The 21,602-nt window shown below is 31.6% G+C and carries 19 protein-coding genes and 1 riboswitch; of the genes, 5 read left to right on the top strand and 14 right to left on the bottom strand.

Annotation, left to right across the window (positions count from 1 at the left end):
- Positions 1-15 precede the first annotated feature (15 nt).
- Complete coding sequence (locus CLORY_RS05420) at positions 16-1,311, bottom strand: M18 family aminopeptidase (protein WP_079422496.1); 1,296 nt, start codon at positions 1,309-1,311, stop codon at positions 16-18.
- Between the two features lie 476 nt (positions 1,312-1,787).
- On the opposite strand from CLORY_RS05420, the gene CLORY_RS05415 reads away from it, so the two are divergent.
- On the top strand, positions 1,788-2,972 hold the full coding sequence (locus CLORY_RS05415; RefSeq protein ID WP_079422495.1) for a cation diffusion facilitator family transporter: 1,185 nt from the start codon (positions 1,788-1,790) through the stop codon (positions 2,970-2,972).
- A gap of 87 nt (positions 2,973-3,059) precedes the next feature.
- On the opposite strand, the gene manA is transcribed toward CLORY_RS05415, so the two are convergent.
- The 4 genes from manA to lepB form a co-directional block, all read right to left on the bottom strand.
- On the bottom strand, positions 3,060-4,040 hold the full coding sequence (gene manA, locus CLORY_RS05410) for a mannose-6-phosphate isomerase, class I (protein WP_079422494.1): 981 nt from the start codon (positions 4,038-4,040) through the stop codon (positions 3,060-3,062).
- A gap of 5 nt (positions 4,041-4,045) precedes the next feature.
- Positions 4,046-6,205, bottom strand: coding sequence for a HelD family protein (locus CLORY_RS05405; RefSeq protein ID WP_079422493.1), 2,160 nt, complete (start codon positions 6,203-6,205; stop codon positions 4,046-4,048).
- 33 nt (positions 6,206-6,238) lie between these two features.
- Positions 6,239-8,056 carry an ATP-dependent zinc metalloprotease FtsH gene (gene ftsH, locus CLORY_RS05400; RefSeq protein WP_079422492.1) on the bottom strand — a complete coding sequence of 606 codons (1,818 nt, stop codon included), beginning with the start codon at positions 8,054-8,056 and terminating at the stop codon, positions 6,239-6,241.
- A 138-nt stretch (positions 8,057-8,194) separates the two neighbouring features.
- Positions 8,195-8,722: a signal peptidase I gene (gene lepB / locus CLORY_RS05395; RefSeq protein WP_079422491.1), complete on the bottom strand. Its 528-nt coding sequence runs from the start codon at positions 8,720-8,722 to the stop codon at positions 8,195-8,197.
- A gap of 269 nt (positions 8,723-8,991) precedes the next feature.
- Between lepB and rpe the strand changes: the two genes are divergently transcribed.
- On the top strand, positions 8,992-9,657 hold the full coding sequence (rpe, locus tag CLORY_RS05390) for a ribulose-phosphate 3-epimerase (protein ID WP_079422490.1): 666 nt from the start codon (positions 8,992-8,994) through the stop codon (positions 9,655-9,657).
- Positions 9,658-9,759: 102 nt separating this feature from the next.
- Here rpe and CLORY_RS05385 read toward each other — a convergent pair whose 3' ends face one another.
- From CLORY_RS05385 to CLORY_RS05375, 3 genes are all read right to left on the bottom strand, one after another.
- Positions 9,760-10,389 carry a cysteine hydrolase family protein gene (locus CLORY_RS05385; protein ID WP_079422489.1) on the bottom strand — a complete coding sequence of 210 codons (630 nt, stop codon included), beginning with the start codon at positions 10,387-10,389 and terminating at the stop codon, positions 9,760-9,762.
- Positions 10,390-10,438: 49 nt separating this feature from the next.
- On the bottom strand, positions 10,439-11,371 hold the full coding sequence (locus CLORY_RS05380; RefSeq protein WP_079422488.1) for an NUDIX hydrolase: 933 nt from the start codon (positions 11,369-11,371) through the stop codon (positions 10,439-10,441).
- A gap of 266 nt (positions 11,372-11,637) precedes the next feature.
- Positions 11,638-13,080 carry a coiled-coil domain-containing protein gene (locus tag CLORY_RS05375; RefSeq protein WP_079422487.1) on the bottom strand — a complete coding sequence of 481 codons (1,443 nt, stop codon included), beginning with the start codon at positions 13,078-13,080 and terminating at the stop codon, positions 11,638-11,640.
- Positions 13,081-13,252: 172 nt separating this feature from the next.
- Here CLORY_RS05375 and CLORY_RS05370 point away from each other — a divergent pair, with 172 nt between their 5' ends.
- Entirely contained in the window at positions 13,253-14,023 is a 771-nt protein-coding gene (locus CLORY_RS05370) for a hypothetical protein (RefSeq protein WP_079422486.1), read from the top strand.
- Positions 14,024-14,160: 137 nt separating this feature from the next.
- Positions 14,161-14,715 (top strand): DUF4489 domain-containing protein, encoded by a 555-nt coding sequence (locus tag CLORY_RS05365; RefSeq protein ID WP_079422485.1) that lies wholly within the window; start codon positions 14,161-14,163, stop codon positions 14,713-14,715.
- An 87-nt stretch (positions 14,716-14,802) separates the two neighbouring features.
- Here CLORY_RS05365 and CLORY_RS05360 read toward each other — a convergent pair whose 3' ends face one another.
- From CLORY_RS05360 to CLORY_RS05335, 6 genes are all read right to left on the bottom strand, one after another.
- On the bottom strand, positions 14,803-15,357 hold the full coding sequence (locus CLORY_RS05360; RefSeq protein ID WP_479723560.1) for a hypothetical protein: 555 nt from the start codon (positions 15,355-15,357) through the stop codon (positions 14,803-14,805).
- Positions 15,358-15,559: 202 nt separating this feature from the next.
- Positions 15,560-16,231, bottom strand: a complete 672-nt coding sequence (locus CLORY_RS05355; protein WP_079422483.1) for a methionine ABC transporter permease — start codon at positions 16,229-16,231, stop codon at positions 15,560-15,562.
- Positions 16,228-17,004, bottom strand: coding sequence for a methionine ABC transporter ATP-binding protein (locus tag CLORY_RS05350; protein ID WP_079422482.1), 777 nt, complete (start codon positions 17,002-17,004; stop codon positions 16,228-16,230). Before CLORY_RS05350 ends, CLORY_RS05355 begins: the two co-directional genes overlap by 4 nt.
- Before the next feature lie 26 nt (positions 17,005-17,030).
- On the bottom strand, positions 17,031-17,849 hold the full coding sequence (locus CLORY_RS05345) for a MetQ/NlpA family ABC transporter substrate-binding protein (protein ID WP_079422481.1): 819 nt from the start codon (positions 17,847-17,849) through the stop codon (positions 17,031-17,033).
- Positions 17,850-17,983: 134 nt separating this feature from the next.
- On the bottom strand, positions 17,984-18,151 hold the full coding sequence (locus tag CLORY_RS05340; RefSeq protein WP_079422480.1) for a YezD family protein: 168 nt from the start codon (positions 18,149-18,151) through the stop codon (positions 17,984-17,986).
- An 86-nt stretch (positions 18,152-18,237) separates the two neighbouring features.
- Positions 18,238-18,346, bottom strand: a riboswitch (SAM riboswitch).
- 363 nt (positions 18,347-18,709) lie between these two features.
- On the bottom strand, positions 18,710-19,186 hold the full coding sequence (locus tag CLORY_RS05335) for a hypothetical protein (RefSeq protein WP_079422479.1): 477 nt from the start codon (positions 19,184-19,186) through the stop codon (positions 18,710-18,712).
- Between the two features lie 202 nt (positions 19,187-19,388).
- Between CLORY_RS05335 and CLORY_RS05330 the strand changes: the two genes are divergently transcribed.
- Positions 19,389-21,353 carry a GTP-binding protein gene (locus CLORY_RS05330; RefSeq protein ID WP_079422478.1) on the top strand — a complete coding sequence of 655 codons (1,965 nt, stop codon included), beginning with the start codon at positions 19,389-19,391 and terminating at the stop codon, positions 21,351-21,353.
- Positions 21,354-21,602 lie beyond the last annotated feature (249 nt).

The following is a 21,602-nucleotide window of genomic DNA, read 5'->3' as shown; positions in this document are numbered from 1 at the left end:
CACAATTTATTATACTTAGATATTATAAAATTCAATAAATGATTTCGTTATATAGCTGTGATCTTTGACTCCTCCTAATTCACATGCTGAATGCATTGCAAGTAATGGTGTTCCTACATCAATACCATTAATTGGCAATTTGATTGATGAAATGGGTCCAATAGTCGTTCCCCCTCTTTCATCTGATCTATTTACAAATTTTTGTACTGGTATCTTTGCCTTTTGGCATATATTTTCATATACTGCAGATGATATAGCGTCAGAGGTATAGGCTTGAGCTGCACTAAGCTTTATTGCTGGTCCCTCATTAATATTAATTCTATTTGTAGGATCATATTTTTCTCCGTAATTCGGATGTACTGCCTGTGCTAGATCAGCTGAAATAATAAATGATTTTGCAAAGGATCTGAGTGTATCTTCTTTGTCCTTACCAAAAACAAAAGCTATTCTCTCCAATGTATCCCTTAAAAAACTTGATGCCGCTCCCTGCTTAGTTGAACTTCCTACTTCTTCATTATCAGTACAAAGCAATATATTAATACCTTTGCTTGGCTTACTTTGAATAAGTGCATTTAGTCCACTATGTACCATTGCAAGATCATCTAACCTAGGCGATGATATCAACTCATTATTTAAACCTATTATACGTCCCTTATCAAATGGATAAAGATATAACTCAAAATCCAATATTTCTGCCATATTAATACCTAGTTCTCCAGCTATTAATTTTAATAGTATATTATCTTTTTCTAATCTCTCATCAATAAGACCTAAAACAGGTAATATGTCTTTCTGTCTATTTAAGTTAATTCCTTTGTTTACTTCAGAATTAAGATGTATAGCAAGACTTGGTATTGTCAATATTGGTCTGCATATATTTATAAGCTTCGTTTCTGGAAATATGTTGTCAGATTTTACAGTAACTCTTCCTGCCAGCGATAGGGGTCTGTCAAACCATGTACCTAATATTGCACTTCCATAAACTTCCGTATTCAACTTTATGTATCCATCTGTTACTATCTCAGGATTAGGTTTTATCTTAAACGTTGGAGAATCTGTATGAGCACCTATTATCTTGAACCCATCCTCTTCAATTTCTCCAGTTCCAACAATAAAGGCTAATATAGCAGAATCATTTTTTGTTAAATAATATTTACCTTGCTTACTTAAATGCCACTTCTGATCTTCGTTAAGCTGAACAAATCCATTATGATTCAATATTTTTTTAACATTGTCTACCACCTGAAAAGCTGAAGGACTTTTATAAATAAAATCCAACAACTCTTCTGCATAATTTATTTCTTGTTCCATACTCGTTGTTAACCACTCCATTCTAAATGTAATTAAGTTTGATACTATCTTTTATGATACAATATAAATATATTACTAACCAAATGCTCAGGGCGGCAAAGCAGAGGGAAAGTGCATTAAATAGGTATGAGAGTTAAGAGTAAAGAGAAAAATGAAGGTTAAAATTCAGCTATGCTGAATTTTGATTGTACAGATAATCCTTATTATTTTGATAATCCTTTTGTAATACTAGGTATAGTCTTAGTTTTTAAAAAGTCGTAGCGGATAATCAGATTTTAATTCTCAGAAATTCCGCATAGCGGAATTTCTTCCTTCACTTTTCTCTCTTTTCTCTTACCTATTTAAAGCATACATTAATTGCTAAACATTATCTTCATTTAATTCACTTTCTTGGTTCGTAATATATTTATAATATTAACACAATATATACTTAAAGTAACAATCCTATATACATTTTTATGATTTGGGGTGATTTTTTGTTTTCAAACTGGTTGGTTAAAAAGTTCATTAAAGATAGTTTAAATGCTAAAAGTTCAAATGTGAGAAATACCTATGGCCTTCTTGCTGGAATCGTAGGGATTATTGTTAATGTTATATTGTTTGCTGTAAAACTTTCTGTAGGAATTTTTACAAACAGTATAGCGATAACTGCAGATGCCTTCAATAATTTTAGTGACACTGCTTCCTCCCTTATTACAATCATTGGATTTAAACTTTCCAGTATGCCCGCTGATGATGAACATCCGTTTGGACACGGAAGAATTGAATATTTATCAGCACTTGCTGTATCATTTATGGTTATGTTTGTTGGAATACAATTTGTTAAGACTTCTTTCAATAGGATATTTAATCCTTCAAAGGTAATCTTTGAAATAGTACCTTTTATTCTCATGATATTATCTATTTTCGTTAAAATTTGGATGTCAAAATTTAATTCCTTTATTGGGAACAAAATTAATTCATCAGCACTTAAAGCTTCTTCATTGGATGCACTCAGTGATGTCATTACTTCTAGCGTAGTTGCTCTTTCACTGCTGCTTTCTAAATTCACCTCTATACCAGTGGACGGGTACATAGGAATGATTGTAGCAGCTCTAATAGTTTACTCCGGTTTTAAACTGGTTAAAGAAACTATAAATCCATTGTTAGGAGAAGCTCCAGACGAAGAACTTGTTGATTCTATAAAAAATAATATTTTATCCTATTCTATTATTAGCGGAGTTCATGATTTGATCATCCATAATTATGGTCCTGGCAGATGTATGGCATCTATTCATGCTGAAGTCCCAGCTAATATGGATATTACCGATATTCATACGGTGATAGATACAGCTGAAAGAGAAGTTTCAGAGAAACTTAATATAATTCTTGTGATTCATATGGATCCAATAAACGTAGACGACAATGAAATTCTAGAAACCAAGGAGCATCTTCTACAAATTTTAGAAGAATTTAAAATGGTAGAATCAATCCACGATTTTAGAATTGTGGGGAAGGGAATATGCAAGAATCTAATATTTGATATTGTAATAAATCCTTCTCTAAAAATCAAACACAATGATACAGTTATATTAAAAGAAAAAATACAAGAAAAGGTCAAAAAGCGTTTTCCTGAATATAATTGTATAATAACTGTGGATAGAAACTATACCTCTATATAAAAACACTGATTATGAAAAAATTTGCCATATATAAAATAAAACACTAAATTTCAAACAAATTGATCTTCAGCGTTTTATTTTTGTAAATTATTTAATTACTTCACTAAGTATTTCCTCTTTAACCTTATCAAGATTTGGCACATACATTTTAAGCAATTCAAGGTTTCCGCTAATAGTGTATTTACCAAGAGTTGCAGGTATTAATACACTTTCACCCTTCTTTATAGTTTCTTTTCCATTACTATATTCTACCTGACCTTGTCCCTCTATGCAGGTAAATATATAAAATCTTTCTGGATTACTAATCTCGGTTGCTTCCGTATTTATTGTATATTTTTCTAAAGCAAATTCCTTCGACTCGCAAAGATAAGTTTTGCAATAACCTTCCCTCTGGATTTTTACTCCAGTTGAATTTTTACTATGAAGGCTTAAGTTTACTACATCCAAAGCCTTTTGAACATGAAGTTCTCTTCCTCTGTTATAGTCATAAACTCTATATGTAGTATCACTATTCTGCTGGATCTCAGCTATTATAACTCCCTCACAAATAGCATGCATAAGTCCGCTTTTTATGAAATATACATCACCTTTTTTCACAGGAATCTTTTCCATATAATCTTCTAGTGTTCCATTTTCTATTGCTTTTTTAAATTGTTCCTTTGAGCAGTTCTCCTTTACTCCCAGAATAAGAGCTGCGCCTTCCTTAGCATCCATTACATACCATGCTTCTGTCTTACCTAATTCATTTTCAACTCTTTTTCCATATTCATCATCAGGATGAACTTGAATGGATAACTTATCTGCAGAATTAATGAATTTAAGCAGCAGCGGGAATTTCTCAGTAGGCATTTTACTTCCAACAATATTTTTGCCTTCCCTATTAATAAGTTCTGTCAATTTAAGTCCTTGATACTCTCCGTTAATTATAATGTTAGTTCCATGAGGATGACAAGATACTTCCCAACTTTCACCTATGTTTCCATCAGGAACATCATCTTTAAAAATATTTAGATCTCTCCCTCCCCATATTTTTTCAAAATAAATACTCTTAAGCTTTATTGGATACATAGTTATCAACCTTTCCTAGTTCTTTTTATTATATGAAGCTGATGTAAAGCTCTAGTGCAAGTAATATAATTAAGCCTGCTGTCCTCAGAAAATATATCATTATCTTCTTTTATTATTATTACCGCATCAAATTCAAGACCTTTTGCGTAATATACTGGAATCACTACATTTCCGCCACTGAATATAATATCTTCATTATCCAGCAGTGATACTTTTACTTTTTCATTAATTAATCCATGTATATTTCTAGCTGCAGCTATATTTTCTGTTATAATAGCCACCGTTTCATAACCTTCCTCTTTAAAAGCATTAATTTTACAATTTATTATATCAGTAAGTTTTTCATCACTGTCACAGTTTATCTCATTTACTTCACTGCCATGTCTAACAAGAGGAATTATTTTATTCTCCTCTAAATACGTATTGGCATATTCCATTATTTCTTGAGTAGATCTATAGCTTTTATCTAAATAAAAATTATTAACTTTCAAATCAGAATATATTTTTTCAAGCTCTTGCATTGGAAGCTCATCAGTATATGGAATCATTCTCTGGTTGGCATCACCGACTATTGTCATAGATTTACAATCTGTAATCATCTTTATCACAATAAACTGTAATAAACTATAGTCTTGCGCTTCATCTATAACCACATGTTTTATCAATTCTTTGTTGTTTCTTCCATTAAGCTTTATCATAAGATAAAGCATAGGAGACAAATCATCCTGCGTAAAATATGGACTATTACAAATATTCTCATATATCTCTGTAATATCTCCTTCAGAAAGCCATTTTAAAGTCTCCTTACAATTAAGTACCGCCCTTATTGTCTCTCTTATAGCATTTCTTCGTTCCAGATCCATCTCATTACCATAAAGTTCAAGTTCATGCTTACTCATTGATGCGACTTTCTCTTTATATTTTCTCTGTATATTCCAGACTATTTCATCTCTTACGTCGCTAATCTTTCTAAACAATATTCGCCTTACTTTCTTACTTCTTCTAAACAGAGGCATATCCTTATACGATTCAAACAGCTCTCTTATTCCATCTTTATCTATAATTAATCTATCCTTCAAATACACATCTTCTATATCGAAGTAATCGTTATCTATGTCTTCTATTTTTCTATCAAGCATATGAATGAATTCTTTGCTCTGCTTAAAAATCACATCATTAATAAACTCTTTATCACCAGACACTATCTTTTCCATATAATCTCTAAATGGCATTATAGTATCTATTTTTAAGAGTGACATAGCATACTCATTAAATGTCCTTTGTTTTACCCCGACTTCGCCCAAACTTGGCAGGACGGTTGAAATATACTCCATAAAAATCCCATTAGGACCTAATATAAGCACTTTATCCTGGAGTGTATCTCTATAATTATATAATAGATAAGCAACTCTATGCAGAGCAATAGTGGTTTTACCGCTTCCAGCTACACCATTAACCACAGTTATATTATGAAGAGGTTGTCTTATAATCTCATCTTGCTCTCTCTGGATAGTCATAACAATATCCTTAAGCTTCTCTGAGCTATTTCTTGTAAGAACCATTTGAAGTATTGCATCTTTTACGTCTAATGCAGAATCAAAAAAACCTTCCAGCACACCTCTTTTTATAACAAATTGCCTTTTCAGTAATACATCTGTATTAATCTGACCCATTGGTGCATTGTATTTAGATTTACCTAATTCACTATTATAAAATAGTGCTGATATAGGTGCTCTCCAATCTACTACCAAAGGTTCATAACTTCCCTCTGGAGTTACACCAAAACGTCCAATATATATTTTTTCTTCGTTATCAGAATCTTCTTCTTTAAAGTCTACTCTTCCAAAATATGGATTATATTTTAATATGAGAAGTTCTTTCAATCTTCTATCTATGTTCTTAAAAGCTTCTTCCTTAACAAATCTCTCATGATCAAAGTATTCCGTTATCTTATCTTCATCATCTCTATACTCATCCATAACATTTTTTCGATATTCAAGTATATATTCAGATAACTCTTTTCTCTTACCTATATATTTAAGTATCTCGGCTTTGATTATGTCCACATATTTTTCAAGATTGTCTTTTTCTTCCTGCCTATCGGCTTCTTGTTTAATGCTGCTAAGCATTGCTTCCTCTTTTTCTGCTTTATATTCATTATTCATATTTATACCCCCAATTCTTTTAGCTTAGTTTGCCTAAAGTTCCGGGTTATCATTCCTGTGCTCAATAAATGACATAAATTCATCTGCATTCAATGTTTCCTTATCCAAAAGTTTCTCTGCTATCCTTGTTAACAAATCCCTATTAGTATCCAATATATCTTTTGCTTTGTTGTGACACTGCTTAATTATATTAAGCGTTTCATTATCTATTTCTGTAGCTGTAGTTTCAGAACAATTAAGAACTGGTCTACCATCTAAATATCTGTTCTTAACTGATTCTAAAGCCATCATATCAAATTTATCTGTCATTCCATAAATAGATACCATGCTTCTTGCACTTTCCGTTGCTCTTTCAATATCATTTGATGCACCAGTTGATATTGAGCCAAATTCTATCTCTTCTGCTGACCTTCCACCAAGCATAACAGTAATTTGATCTAGCATCTCTTCTTTTGACACAAGATACTTTTCTTCTGTCGGAAGCTGCATAGTATACCCCAACGCACCCATAGTCCTTGGCACTATTGTAATTTTATGCACTGGATCCGTATGATCCAAAAGAGCTGTAACAAGTGCATGACCAACTTCATGGAAAGCAACAATCCTTTTCTCTCTAGGTGACATAATTCTATCTTTCTTCTCTTTTCCTGCTATTATAACTTCTACAGCTTCGTCCAGATCTTCCTGGCATACTACTTTTCTATTATTCTTTACTGCCAGCAAAGCAGCCTCATTCACAATGTTTGCAAGATCTGCTCCAACTGCTCCAACTGTGCTTTTAGCTATATCCTCAAGGCTTATTGTACTATCCATTTTAACACTTTTAGAATGTACTCTTAATATAGCTTCTCTTCCTTTTAAATCAGGTTTATCAACAATTACTGTTCTATCAAACCTTCCAGGTCTTAAGAGAGCTTTATCTAATATTTCAGGTCTGTTTGTTGCTGCTAGTATAACAACACCCTTAGAAGAATCAAAACCATCCATTTCAGAAAGCAGCTGGTTTAATGTTTGCTCTCTTTCATCATTAGAATTCATACTAGCATCTCTGCTTTTACCTATAGCATCTATCTCATCGATAAATACTATACATGGAGCCTTCTGCTCAGCCTGACTAAATAGATCTCTTACCCTAGATGCGCCCATTCCAACAAACATCTCTACAAAATCGGAACCGCTAAGTGAAAAGAATGGGACCTTAGCTTCTCCAGCTACAGCTTTTGCCAGCAATGTCTTTCCAGTTCCTGGAGGTCCAACAAGCAAGGCTCCTTTAGGAAGCTTTGCACCTATTTCTGTATATTTTTTAGGATTATGAAGAAAATCTACTATTTCTTCAAGTGATTCTTTAGCTTCTTCCTGTCCAGCCACATCGTTGAAAGTTTTTCCAGTTTGACTCTCTGCATATAGCTTAGCTGTATTTTTTCCAAAAGACATAATCCCCCCACCCATTTTTTTATCCATTGCTCCAAAAAGAAATCTTGCAGCAATCAATATTATAAAAATAGGAAATACACCATATATTAAAAACGTTATGAGTGGATTGCTTTCCGATACATTCTGGCTATATTCAGCTCCTGATTTTTCAAGTAAGTCTACTAATTTATCATTATTTATAGCACCAGTATAAAGAATAGATTTCTCCTCTTTCGTACCTTTCTTTGGCATTATTATTATTTTATCATTTTGAATAACAACCTTTTTTACCTGCTTTTTATTTAACATTTCTACAAATTTATTATATGGAATCTTCTTGCTGCTCATATTAGCGGCAACACTCCTGAATACCAAAATAGCGACTATAATAACTGCTATATTAATTAAAATAATGCTTAGTCTTTTATTTTTAAACATATAATCCTGCTGTAATATATACAAATATTAAAATCATAATCTAAATCCCAGTGAATTTACTGATAAAAGAATTATTATCCTATTTAGAGAGTTAATTAATATATTTTCTATTACAGGCAGTACTCCACCCCTCTCGTTTTAGTTAAGAAATCTGAATCTATTAAAAGGGAAAACTATAACTCTCGCTTTACCTTTAATGTCCTTTATATTTATATAGGGCTTATCCCAATATCTGCTGTCCCATGAGTTAGCTCTGTTATCTCCTAGAAACAAATAGCTATGAGCAGGAACTTTGAAATTGCCGGTTTCATCGCTTTTATTCTTTACATATGACTGATTTATTTTGCTGTCATTTATGTATACCTGACCCTTTTTATCTATTTTAACTCTTTCTCCTGGAAGCCCTATGACTCTCTTTATGAGAAGTTCCTTTAATTCTTTAGAATAAAATATTAATATATCTCCTCTTTTTATGCTTTTTTCACCATATACCCTTGTGGCAAAAGCCTGATCACCTATTTTTAGTGTTGGATACATAGATGAAGATGGAATACTGATTTTAAAAAGCAAAAATTTATTTATTAAAATAAATAAAACTACAGCTATTAGAACTGGTACTAGATAATCCTTTGCAATTTTTTTTACCGTATTTAGAACTGCCTCCAATTGTACACCTACTCTCTCAAAAATTCCCTTATTTATATATTAAATTAAATCGGCTATTATACATTATATTAATCATTATACCTTACATATTAGATTTTTCAAACAGTATTGTATATTGGCAATAGTTTTTTATGTTATTTGAACTTTGCTAATCTTTATAATATACTATTCATGAACATATAATACTAATAACAAATAAATCATTTTGAAAAATACTATGCCGCCGTTTTATTTTATAAAGGTTTAGTAGATCTTTAGGAGGTATTCTTATGATAAAAATTTCCCCATCAATTTTATCCGCAGACTTTTCAAAACTTGGTACTCAAATAAAAACTTTAGAGGATTCAGGTGCGGATTTAATCCATATCGATGTAATGGATGGAAACTTTGTTCCTAATTTATCCTTTGGATTTCCTATAATAAAATCTATTAGGACTTGTTCTTCTCTTCCATTTGATGTTCATCTTATGATTGATGAACCCTCCCGTTACATAGATGAATTTGCGTCTTCAGGTGCAGATTTGATTACCGTACATTACGAAACCGAAAAACATTTGGACAGATTAATTGACCATATAAAAAGCTGTAATGTAAAAGCTGGAATTGCCTTAAACCCAGCTACGCCAGTTTCATGCATACTTCCTGTACTGCATAAAATTGATCTAGTACTCATAATGAGCGTTAATCCAGGATATGGCGGTCAAAAGTTTATACCATATACTCTAGAAAAAGTAACAGAACTTAGAAATATAAAAGAAAAAAATAACTATACTTTCAGTATTAGTATAGATGGAGGGGTAACTATAGAAAACTGCGTTGATATCGCCGCTGCCGGTGTAGACATAATAGTTGCTGGCTCAAGCGTATTTAAAAATAATGCTATTAAAGAAAATCTAGCTTCAATAATAAAAATTCTTAGCCATCCTCTCAGCTAAGTAATTTCTATACAAACTTTTCTTAAAGTAACTACTATATAATTTTTAAGAGTCCATGACTCGTTGTAAATTTTGTACATACTCAGTCATGGACCCTTAAAATTATTTAACTATTTCAATTCCATTTATCTTCATATTATATAGTGCGAACATATTCATAAGTTCACCATTATGTACACCAAAATCATATGTCTCAACGCCATTCTCAGGTACAATAATTCTCTTTTTCAAATTATATTCATTAAAATAGCTGTTTAGCGTCAGCGTAAATTGAAGGCAACAAATGTCAGTAACACAACCAACAACTATATAGTTATCTATTTTTTCTTTATTTTGAGACAGCCATTTCTGAAAATCAGGCGCATGAAAGCCATTGGTACTATTTTTATATATTATATGTATATTTTTATTATCAGCAGCTGCTTGTTTTAATTCCTCGGCAAGCTCTACTTCACTGGTATTTTCTATGCAATGTTTTGGATAGCTTTTAAACTCAACTGAATTCTCCTTATGGCAATCAGCAAAAAAAATTTTATCAGCTTTGTCGCACTTATTTACAAGTTCCATTATTTTAGGAATTATGCTTATAACTCTTGGTGATGCTAGAGCTCCCTCATACATAAAACCTCTTACCATATCCACTACCACTAGCACTGTCATGTTCATATCTAGTTCATTAAAATTAAGTTCACTACCTATAACCTCTTTTTTTAATTGTTCAAACTTATCCATAAATATATCCTTCCTCTCGAATTTGCACATATAGCATTAACTGTTCTTATTATTCTTCAAAATATGAATGTTCCCAATTTTCATTAAACATGTAATATCGGGCAGGTCTATGCCCTCCACTATGAGACATATACTCTGTCTCAATAACCATTGGAGCAACTTTTCTTCTAAAATTAGCTCGAAGTAATTTTTTATTAAGTATTACTTCATATACTTTTTGCAGCTCTGTTAATGTGAAATATTTAGGTAATAGATTAAATGCTATAGGTGTATATTCTATTTTATTTTTAAGTCTCTCTAGACCTGCATCAATAATTTTAATATGATCAAAAGCAAATTCATCGGTGTTTCGAGTCATCGGTACATATTCAAACTCTTTAAATGTGCTTACACCCTTCTTAATGTATTTTTCTTTGATTATATATTCAATAATGCAATTTCCATCGTCAGATGTAAATCTGATAATATATTCATTTACTCTCTGCTTATCATCATTATCATAATAAGTACTTACAAACTCTTTTTTAATTGAAAACCAACTCACCTCCTGGGCTCTATCCCCTGCTTTAGGTTTAATATTAGTTTTATCAACTAAAGCCATATAGGAAATAGATATAACTCTCATTCTCGGATCCCTATTTACATCATCTCCCCAGGTATAAAGCTGCTCCATATATACATTATCAATATTAGTTTCTTCCTTTAATTCACGATAAACAGCTTCACTGATTGATTCATATGTATTAATAAAACCTCCTGGTATTGCCCAGCATCCCATGAATGGATGGTCTCCCCTCTTTATAAGAAGAACCTTTAGTTCTTTTTCAGGAAGCTTTCTAACATCCTCCACGGGATTTTCATCAATCGTAAAAAGGAGCATATCCACCGTATTGGCAGGTGCTCCATGGTATTCATGTTTATACTTCTCCAGAAATTGTTCTTCAGTTAACCCTGTCTTGTTTTTTAACGATAGATTCCTCATAACCCTCATCTCCGATAATAAAAATGTATAATTAAGAATGCCAAATGAAGAATTGCGAATTAAATTCAGCACAGCCGAATTTTTACCTTTATTTATAATTTCTCATTCGGCATTGCTAATTAGTTTACAATTTTATACTTTTATTTTAGATTATTTCTATTTAAATTGTTTAGTTAGTTCACAATACACTTAAATTATAGCGTTAACTTTATTGCATATATGTTATCACTGCTTCATCCTTTAGTCAATTTAAACAATATGACAATTTAGTTTCTGTTCTTTTTAAACATTTTTAATATACCTCTATTTTTTTCCTGCTCCAACTGTTTTTTTAAAATATCATTTTCTTCTATAAAAGAATCAACCTTTTTTTTCATATTTTCACTTTCTACAATTTTTATCTTTAATTCCTGTCTTAACTTATCAACCTCCTTTTTTAGTGTCTCCTGCTGTTTTTTAAATTGCTCAAATTCGTTAAGCATGTTTTCATGTATTCCATTCATAATTTCCAGATTTTCATCAGACTTCCTTTTCGCATCCGTTATTCGCGCATATCCAGCTTTTAAAACACCTAGATTTTTCTCTTTTTCTTCTAATTGATATTTAAGTATTTGAATTTTTTTATCATAATTTTCGCTTACACTATAAAGCAGTTCTTCTCTTTTCTCTGCTTTTTTGTAAGAACTTGCCGTGCTTCCGCTATTAGAAAAAATACTGCTACTGCTTTCTATAGCATTGACGCTTTTAAATTCTGGCATTAATACTTTTACGTCTGGATCAATCTGTAAGAAAACATATTTAGCTACAATATTTCTATCACTTAGATTGGAAAATCTACATAGTATTATACTATCTGCGTTATTTACTTTCAATTCTGAAACATTTGTCCATTTTTTCTTATTCGCTGTCCAAAATATCCTTTGATCTTCTTTCCATACTGCATATAAAATATCATTTATATTAACTATTGTTATATCATCAATATCACTTGTCGTTTCATAGATATTGTTATATACCATATCTGCTTTTTCATACAATGCAACATGTTCCAAGCAATAAGTTGAATATTCCCTAGAACAATTTAAAATATTAGTCCTATTATTATAACTTAAAGTTTTAAATTCCGCATTTTTACCTTTTATACCGTACAATTTTACAGGTATTTTCCATAGTTCATTTTTACATTGTGTAGTTTTTATTACAGCCTCACTACCCTCTTTCGTTATAAAGATTATATCTATCACTTTTTCATTTAAATTATACTCTACCTCATAATGCTGAACAGCTTCATTAACAAGTTGGAGGCTGCACACTGTATTCACTGACTTCAAACTTCCGTCATAGATAAGATGTACTATAAATGCATTCTTTACACTCTTCTTATTTAGTACAAAAATGTTGATTTTTCCATCTATCATATAACTCTTTAATTCGTACAATCCAAATAATAGTTCTTTAAATTCATATATAGTTTCATTTTTCCAGCTATTATCCTTCCACTCAGCCAGCTTTAAAATTCCTTTCTTTTTTATATACACTATACTCATATCCTCATACAATGACATATCCACTACATCACTGTCTATTTGCTGCTTATCTGTCCACTTGTTCTGATATAAAGTTTCTCTGACTAGATCACCATTCTCTGTTAAATATAACCTTTTTAAATATCCCTCTGCATCATAATAAATCCAAGGTATGGATTTCATTTTATGTTCACTCCTCTAAATATTAATTGATAAATTTTATACCAATACTGGTAATTTATATAGTTTTTTATAAATTTTGTTTGTTTAGTATCACATATATTTTTCAATTGTATAGTATGTATATTAGAAATACATGTTACTTACCTATTACTTTATTTGAGGAGGTTTATATATGGCTATTACTCGTGATGAGTTTATTCCCCGTCCAGGCATTGTTAATAAACAAGGTCGCCTGAGTGATCCAAAAGAATTAGTGTGTATTGAAGTACCTAAAGTTTTTGATCAATGCCTTATAAAAAGATGTTTATCATATATGGACGGTGTTGACACTCCTACAACTGATGAAGAATTGAGAAGCAATCCTTTAAACAATCCTCGCATATTTGTAGGATGCAGAAATTTCGATTTAAAGCTTACATCTGTAGAAAAAATACCTATCCTAGGTAAACCAGATTACAAAAAAGTTGTCGTTTCATTTGTAATTTCATTTTTCGCAGACTATATCGATGATTGTGGAAGAACACAAAATGAATTTTTTCAAGTTCAAAGAACCGAAGAAATATGTAAACTATATTGTCCAGATTCTATAGCACAAATTTCCGCTAGTTTTGATTCAACTTATGATTCAACCAATCTTGATGCTGGAATAATTAAATTGGAAATGGTAGCCGATTGCTTAAAGGGTGAATTCAACACGGATGAACATTGCAATACCGTTCTAGACATAGTCCTCGGCGTATTCCTTATTGTAAAATGTGAACTCATTGTTCAGCTGTTAGTACCAACTTATGGTTATTGCCCTGCTCCAGAGGAATGCGAAGTTGAACCCGAAGTAGACCCTTGTGAACTATTTGAACAAGCACCAGTACCACAGTTTTTCCCTGATCAGATTCTCGATAATTTGTTTAATGATGATACTCAAACTGAAGATGGCAATAAATAAATGCAAAATATAATAGTACCATTAAAAATTTATTCTAATATAATATATTATAATATTTGTCATAAAATACTAACTGCATAAATTTTTATGAATTCTAATTATAAATATTACGTGAAAATTTGAGGAGGAATAAATATATGAATTTATTATCAGCTAATAATAAATACCCTGTAGATCCTTGTGTAAAAGAACATGCAGAAGACTGCTGGGGCTGCAAAGACAATAGAGTACTATTAAAATATAGTCAACCAAGGAGCGCAACTCTCCCAGCTAATTCACCAGCTAATTCCACAGTAACTTTAACAACTTTAAACTTATTTACTAAATGTATATGCGATCCTACTATAAAATTAGATTTTTCAACAAATATAATTATACCTGCAATTGCAAGCGGAACTGGAGCTCCAACTCCTGGTCCATTACCTTTATCCTTACAAGTATATAGACTTACTGATGGCCCAGTAGAAAAGATTCCTGTTGATGGTGCATGGACATTTACTCCAATAACAAGAACAGATGGTGCTCAAGCCTTTATAATATCTTTCTCAGTATTTGATACTGATTTATGCTTAGATCACCATGTTTACTCAGTAGAACTTACAACAACTACAGCCCTGCCGGGAATAGCTATATATGCTAATCATTCTACTTTATCAGCACTAGTTGTTGGCGAGCCTGCAAGAAGAAGATAAACTAAACTAGCATAAAATTATGAATAGTAAAACCCCACACTAAAATGTACAATTTCAGCGTGGGGTGCTTAACAGGCAAATTTCTAACTATGGAATCATAAAAAAACTGAATGCATCCTTCCCATTATTACTCTTAATTACACTATTTTTTACATTTCTTATATGATATATCTTTCCATTATAATCTTTAGCCTGATTATCACATATATAAGCATTATCATAGTTTCCTTGTTTTACCCATTTCATAAAAATATAAGTATGGGTTGGGATACCATTTTTATTTCCTGATGCATCAGTAGTAAAACATATGTTTCCAGGTTTTAACCGTGTATAGTCCGTTGATTTTCTCCAACCTAGTTTTTTGAGATCATTTAAAAGCTCAGTTGTATTACAAGTTCCATAAGGTATCTTTACAGAATTGCTCCTAAGTACTTCAGAAACAAAAAATACACAAGTATTTGCAGACTTTCCATTATTAAGTTTTATAGCATTGGAATACATCGTTAATCTATAGTCGCGCTGCTGGAGTTTACTATATATTTGGGGACTTAATGTGTCCTTTCTGAAATACTGATTATATATTTTTCCAATGACAGTTACTGAAATTACTAATGTAACAATAATTAATACTATCTTTTTTATGCCCTTCACGTAAATTCCCCTCTTACTTATCATATTGTACAAGCATATTTTACACGAAAGTTCTTAAAAAATATCTATTGTTTTTCTTAAGATTTTATTAACTTGCTAATACTATTTCATTCTTGCAAAAACAAACCAGAGGCCAAAAATGAATTATTTCATTTTTAACCTCTGGTTTTTGCAGTGAGTTAAAATTTATATACTAATTAAACTTAAATCTTTTTCTAATTATTAGCTTTGCGGCAATATCTCCTAATATCTGAATTATCTGAACCAATGCTATTAATATTATTACTGTTACTATCATATAGCTGGTTTCAAACCTTTCATACCCATATCTTAACGCTACACTTCCAAGGCCTCCTGCACCTATTGCGCCAGCTAAAGTTGTGCTTCCTATTACAGTTATAATACATATTGTATAGCTTCTAATTAATGAAGGTAATGCTTCTGGAATTAACACCCTAGTAATAATTATAATAGCTTTAGTTCCCATGGACACAGCCGCTTCAATTTTCCCATGTTCTACTTCCTTTATGTTGTTTTCAACCATTCTTCCTAAAAATGGTGCGATTCCTATAACAAGTGGAACTATTGCAGCATTCGCACCTATAGTCGTTCCAACAATAAGCCGTGATAGCGGCAGCAAAACTACAATTAAAATCATCGTCGGAAAAGATCTAACTATATTGATAACCGTTCCAAAAACTTTATTAAATCCTCTCGCTTGCAAAATATTACCTTTTTCAGTAACTACTAGAATGACACCAAAAATCGTACCTAGTAGAAATGTAAATACACTAGTGACTACTGACATATAGATAGTTTCTCCTAACGCCTGCTTTATTACGATATACATAGTATTGTCACTCATACTACAGCCACCTCTTTCGTATTACCAATTTGAAGGTTACGAGTAATATCAATAAATATCTTAGCCGTAGCACTTTTAGGATTTGAAAATACCTGTTCTGTAGATCCTTTCTCCATAATTACTCCCTTTTCTATGACAGCTACATTATTGCAGGAATAGTTTACAACATCTAATTCGTGGGTAATGAGTACTATCGTAAGATTAAGCTTTCTATTAATATTCTTAAGCAATTCTAAAATAGAATAGGTTGTTTGAGGATCTAATGCTGATGTAGCTTCATCACTTAATAACACATCCGGATTGTTCGCAAGAGCTCTAGCTATTCCAACTCTCTGCTTTTGCCCACCGCTAAGCTGAGATGGATGAGCTTTCGCCTTATCTGATAGTTCAACGAGCTCCAATATCTCATGTACTCTTTCCTTTATTTTATCCTTCGGGTATTTAGCAACTTTTAATGGAAATGCTACATTTTCAAAAACAGTCTTTGAATCAAAAAGATTAAACTGTTGAAATATCATGCCAATCTTTTCTCTGGCTTTTCTAAGCTCTTTTTTACTTAAACTAGTCATATCCTTGTCGCCTATAATGATTGTACCTTCATCTGGCTTCTCAAGCAGGTTTAAGCACCTTATCATCGTAGATTTACCCGCACCACTGAAACCTATTATTCCAAATATATCTCCTTTTTCTATTTCAAGATTGATACCTTTCAATACTTCAATCTTCCCATAGGGAGTATCAAAATTCTTGCTAAGATTTTTTATGCTTATCATCCTTATACCTCCCACCAATAAATTGATTAAAATGCTGGAACTACAGAACCTTTATATTTCTTTTCTATAAAATTTCTAACCTTCTCGGACTGCAGTGCTTTTATTAATTTTTTAATATCTGATCTGTTTTCATCCCCTTTTCTAACTGCTATTATGTTAGCATAAGGCGAATCTTTATCTTCTCTGAACAGTGCACTATTGGGATCTAACTTTGATTGTAAAACTATGTTGGTGTTTATTACTCCACCATCTATATCATTTAACGCTCTTGGTATCTGATAAGCATCTATTTCCTTTATCTTTAAATGTTTAGGGTTTTCAGCTATATCATTTATTGTGGCATTCTTACTAGAAGCTCCTTTTTTTACTTTTATAAGTCCCTGTTTTTGAAAAAGCAGTAATACCCTATATTCATTTGAAGCATCATTTGGAATTGCTATAGTTGCTCCATCCTTAAGTTCACTAATTTTCTTAATCTTCTTTGAATAAAAACCAATCGGCTCTACATGAATGTTTCCAGCAACAGCAAATTTATATCCTTTTTCACTAGCTACAGAATCAAGATATGGCTTATGCTGAAAATAATTAGCATCTATCTGTTTATCATTAAGCGCAGGATTGAGCTGGCTTGAGTCATCAAAAACTTTAACTTCTAATTCTATACCTTCTTTTTTCAATTCAGGCTTTACGAAGTTTAATATCTCTGCATGCGGTGTCGCCACAGCCCCTACAGTTAAAACTTTAAGTCCGTTCTTAGTCTTCTGAGCATTTCCTTTTGCACACCCAGTAAATGCAAGTGTTGCTAATATGATAGTTGTTACAGTTCTTATAATATTCTTTTTCATTCTAATTTCCCCCATTCAAATTAATAACATAATCATTCAGTTATGATTTCTATGTTTTTTTATCTTTCTGATAAACGCAGAATATAAATTCAATAAACACTCTTACATTTCTATTTAGATAAATATTTATTTAACTAATTAAGTCTTATTTTTTCGCTTGTTTCTATCTGTATTATGATTCCATCTTCAACAACCAAAGTTATTGAACCGTATCTTATATGTTCCAGTAATTCAAAAATTTTACTCGTGTAGTTCTCTAGATTATTATTTTTAGTTAGTTTAACAGCCCCTTTATCATTCAAAATTTTACCCCCCCAAATTATTACTAGACGATAAAAAATCCTCTTTACGATAAAGAGGATTCAATTGCTTTCATAAGCATCACGTCCTCTTATCTCTCAAAACTTAGTTTGCAGGAATTAACACCATACATTCAAATGAAAAATGCTGGTTGTTGGGTTTCATAGGGCCAGTCCCTCCGCCTCTCTTGATAAGATGCATCTTAATATTCACTTGTATTTCCCATTATTAATATAGGAATAATATTTTTTTATTATTATATCATTTTTATAGGTTGTGTCAATATATTTTAATATCCATTTTAAGTATTTTATGGTTACGTGAATTGCAAAAGTAAAAGCAGTTGGTAAAGGGGATTACCAACTGCTTTCAGTAAAGGAGTCCTATGAAAAATTTAATTACTACTATGATTAATATGTTATATCACTTTTATGGCAGTTCTGTGACAATTTGAAGTATTATTTGTTAATAAAAATATAAACTGACTGATACGATAAACATCTGCCATGCCTCTATACATTCATTGCAAAGTAGTAGATACCTAATTGCCTTAATCATATCTAAAGTTTATATTTCTTACAGTACGATTCTAAATCTTTAATGTGTTTCTTCTCTTCTTCTATTACATTATTAAGTATTTTATAATTGTCTGTATTAACATCTTGTTCTTTTTGCACAAAAAAACCTTTTACTCTTAATATCAAGGCCAAATTGTCCTTCTCAAAATTCAATGCTATCTTCATCATTTCATTTAATGAAGCAGGAATTTGATTTCCATGCATTTTAAAAAATTGATATATCAATTGAGATGACTTGTCATATACAAAAAAATCTACAGATACATCATTATATTTTTTACTCTCCTCTTTTATTTGATTATAAATAAGAATATACCTTTTTTCTTGCTTAGAAAACGCTTTTGCTAATATTCTAAGTCTATTATCCATATCCTCATTGTCGGATAGTTTAATGTAAAATTCATAACCAAACTCTTGTATTTTTACAAACTTTTCTAGTAAATCAAATATAGTGTACATGAGTTCTAACCTCTATTCAACAATTTTCTACTTTTATCATACCATCTGAAAGGATTAAATACAATATTTTTCAAATACTATTAAGTTTTATTAATTTACATTATGTACAAATATACCCTCAAAAAATACATGGACACAGAAGTTATTCTAAAATAAAATGTAATTGTATTTTATTTTTTATTAATTACAGAGGTAATATACTATGATTTCATCAGATTCTATTACAAATATTGGAATAATTGCTCATGTTGATAGTGGTAAAACTACACTAACTGAACAGTTACTTTATAAAAGCGGTGCAACAAAAATCGTTGGAAGCGTTGATAAAGGAACTAGTCATACCGACTCATTGCAAGTTGAAAAAGAAAGAGGTATATCTGTTAAGTCTTCAGCGATTGATATACATTGGAAAGATTCATGGATAAATTTAATTGATACTCCTGGTCATATAGATTTTGCTGCAGAAGTTGAGAGAAGTATAAGTGTACTTGATGGAGCAATAGTCCTCTGCTCTGCTGTTGAAGGCGTACAGCCTCAAACGGAAGTATATTTTGATATTCTAAGAGAACGAAATGTTCCTGTGATGTTTTTTATAAACAAACTAGATAGAATTGGAGCAAATCCTATTAATGTGATTACTCAAATAAAAAAAATGTTAACTGAAAACATAATACCTATGGAAGTTGTAGCTATAAAAGATCATAACATAGAAGTAAAATCAATATTGGATATTCGTAGTGATATTTCAGGGAGTATATTTGAAGATATCATTGTTACATTAAGTAATAATAATGAATCCATAGCTGAAAAATACTTTTCCCAAGAACTAACTTTAGCTGATATACGAAGTGAGATTAAGGTTCAAGCTAAAAAAAGTAAAATATATCCTGTGTTCTTCGGCTCGGCTCTGAAAGGAATAGGAATTACTCAAATTTTAGATGGAATAATCGATTTTCTTCCATCCGCAAAATCATATGAATCTGATACTTTTTCTGCTCTTGTATATAAAATTTCTCATGACAAAAATATTGGTAAACTCGCTCACATTAGAATGTTTAACGGTTATTTAAAGAGCAGAGATGAAGTATTGAACTTATCTACAAATAAAAGAAGTAAGGTGACAATAATAAAAAAAGTAGTAAATCAAAAGGAAACAGATGTAAAGGAAATTCGCAGTGGTGAAATTGCAGCATTAAGCGGAATTGATTGTAAAATTTATGATATATTAGGCAGTGACAAATTCGTACCTAATTTTCCAAATATATTTGAGCCGCTTCTTACGCTTAGAATTTATGCTGAAGATAAGGAACAATACATACCATTATTAAACGCGCTTAGAATAATTGAAGAAGAAGATCCTCTTTTGAATGTTCAATGGTTAAAGGATAAAAATGAGATACATATACAAGTAATGGGAAAAATACAATTAGAAATATTAGAGACACTAATACTAGAAAGGTTTAGGATCAAAGTACGTTTTGATAAACCTTCAATAATATATAAGGAGACTCCGGCTTCAAGTACTTACTGTGAAGAACATTACACTATGCCTAAACCTTGCTGGGCTATAGTTAAATTTCATATAGAACCCCTGCCCTGCGGTAGTGGAGTAGTCTATGAATCCAAAGTAAGAACTGAAAAAATTCAATTAAAGTATCAACGAGAAATAGAAAATAGCATTCCACAAATATTGAAACAGGGTATCCATGGCTGGCAAGTTACAGATTTAAAAATCACACTGATCGATGGTGAAGAACATGTAATGCATTCACGTCCTGGTGATTTTGCAGCAGCTTCTGCAATGGCTATTATGAAAGGATTAGATACCGTAGGCACAACTTTCTTAGAGCCGATTATCAGCTTTAGGATCACAGCTCCTGAAGTGACAAGCAGTAAGATATTACATGATATTACTGAAATGAGAGGAAATTTCGAAAATACATTTCTAAATGATGAGACCTTCACAGTGATTGGCAAAATGCCTGTAGCAACCTCTCTAGAGTACAGTAAACAACTCGGAATTATCTCATCAGGAAAAGCATTAATGAGTACAAAACTGTCAGGCTACGCTCCATGCGTTCCAGAATTAGGCAAAGATAGAGAGCGTATAGGAGTAAATCCTCTAGATAGAGCAAAATATATTCTATATGTACGCAGTGCTTTATAAAAAATGGTTACACCCTATGTCGGCTAGTTCCGCTCATTAAGCAATTACACCGCATCTTTTAGTCAAATTTCCTAATGACTCATAACTCGGCTGTGCCTCAAACAATTCGCCATCTTAACGGAAATTTGCCTAAAAGACACGGATAATTGCTAAACTCGCTCCAAATGCCGACGTCGGGGTGAAAGGTCTAAACGACCTTTCACGGGCTATTTACGAATGATAATGAGTATGCATAAATAGCCCCGGAAG

The organism is Clostridium oryzae (assembly GCF_002029235.1).
GTDB classification, from domain to species: domain Bacteria; phylum Bacillota; class Clostridia; order Clostridiales; family Clostridiaceae; genus Clostridium_AE; species Clostridium_AE oryzae.
The sequence above is the reverse complement of the archived record's forward strand: the minus strand, read 5'-3'. Positions and strand labels throughout refer to the sequence as shown.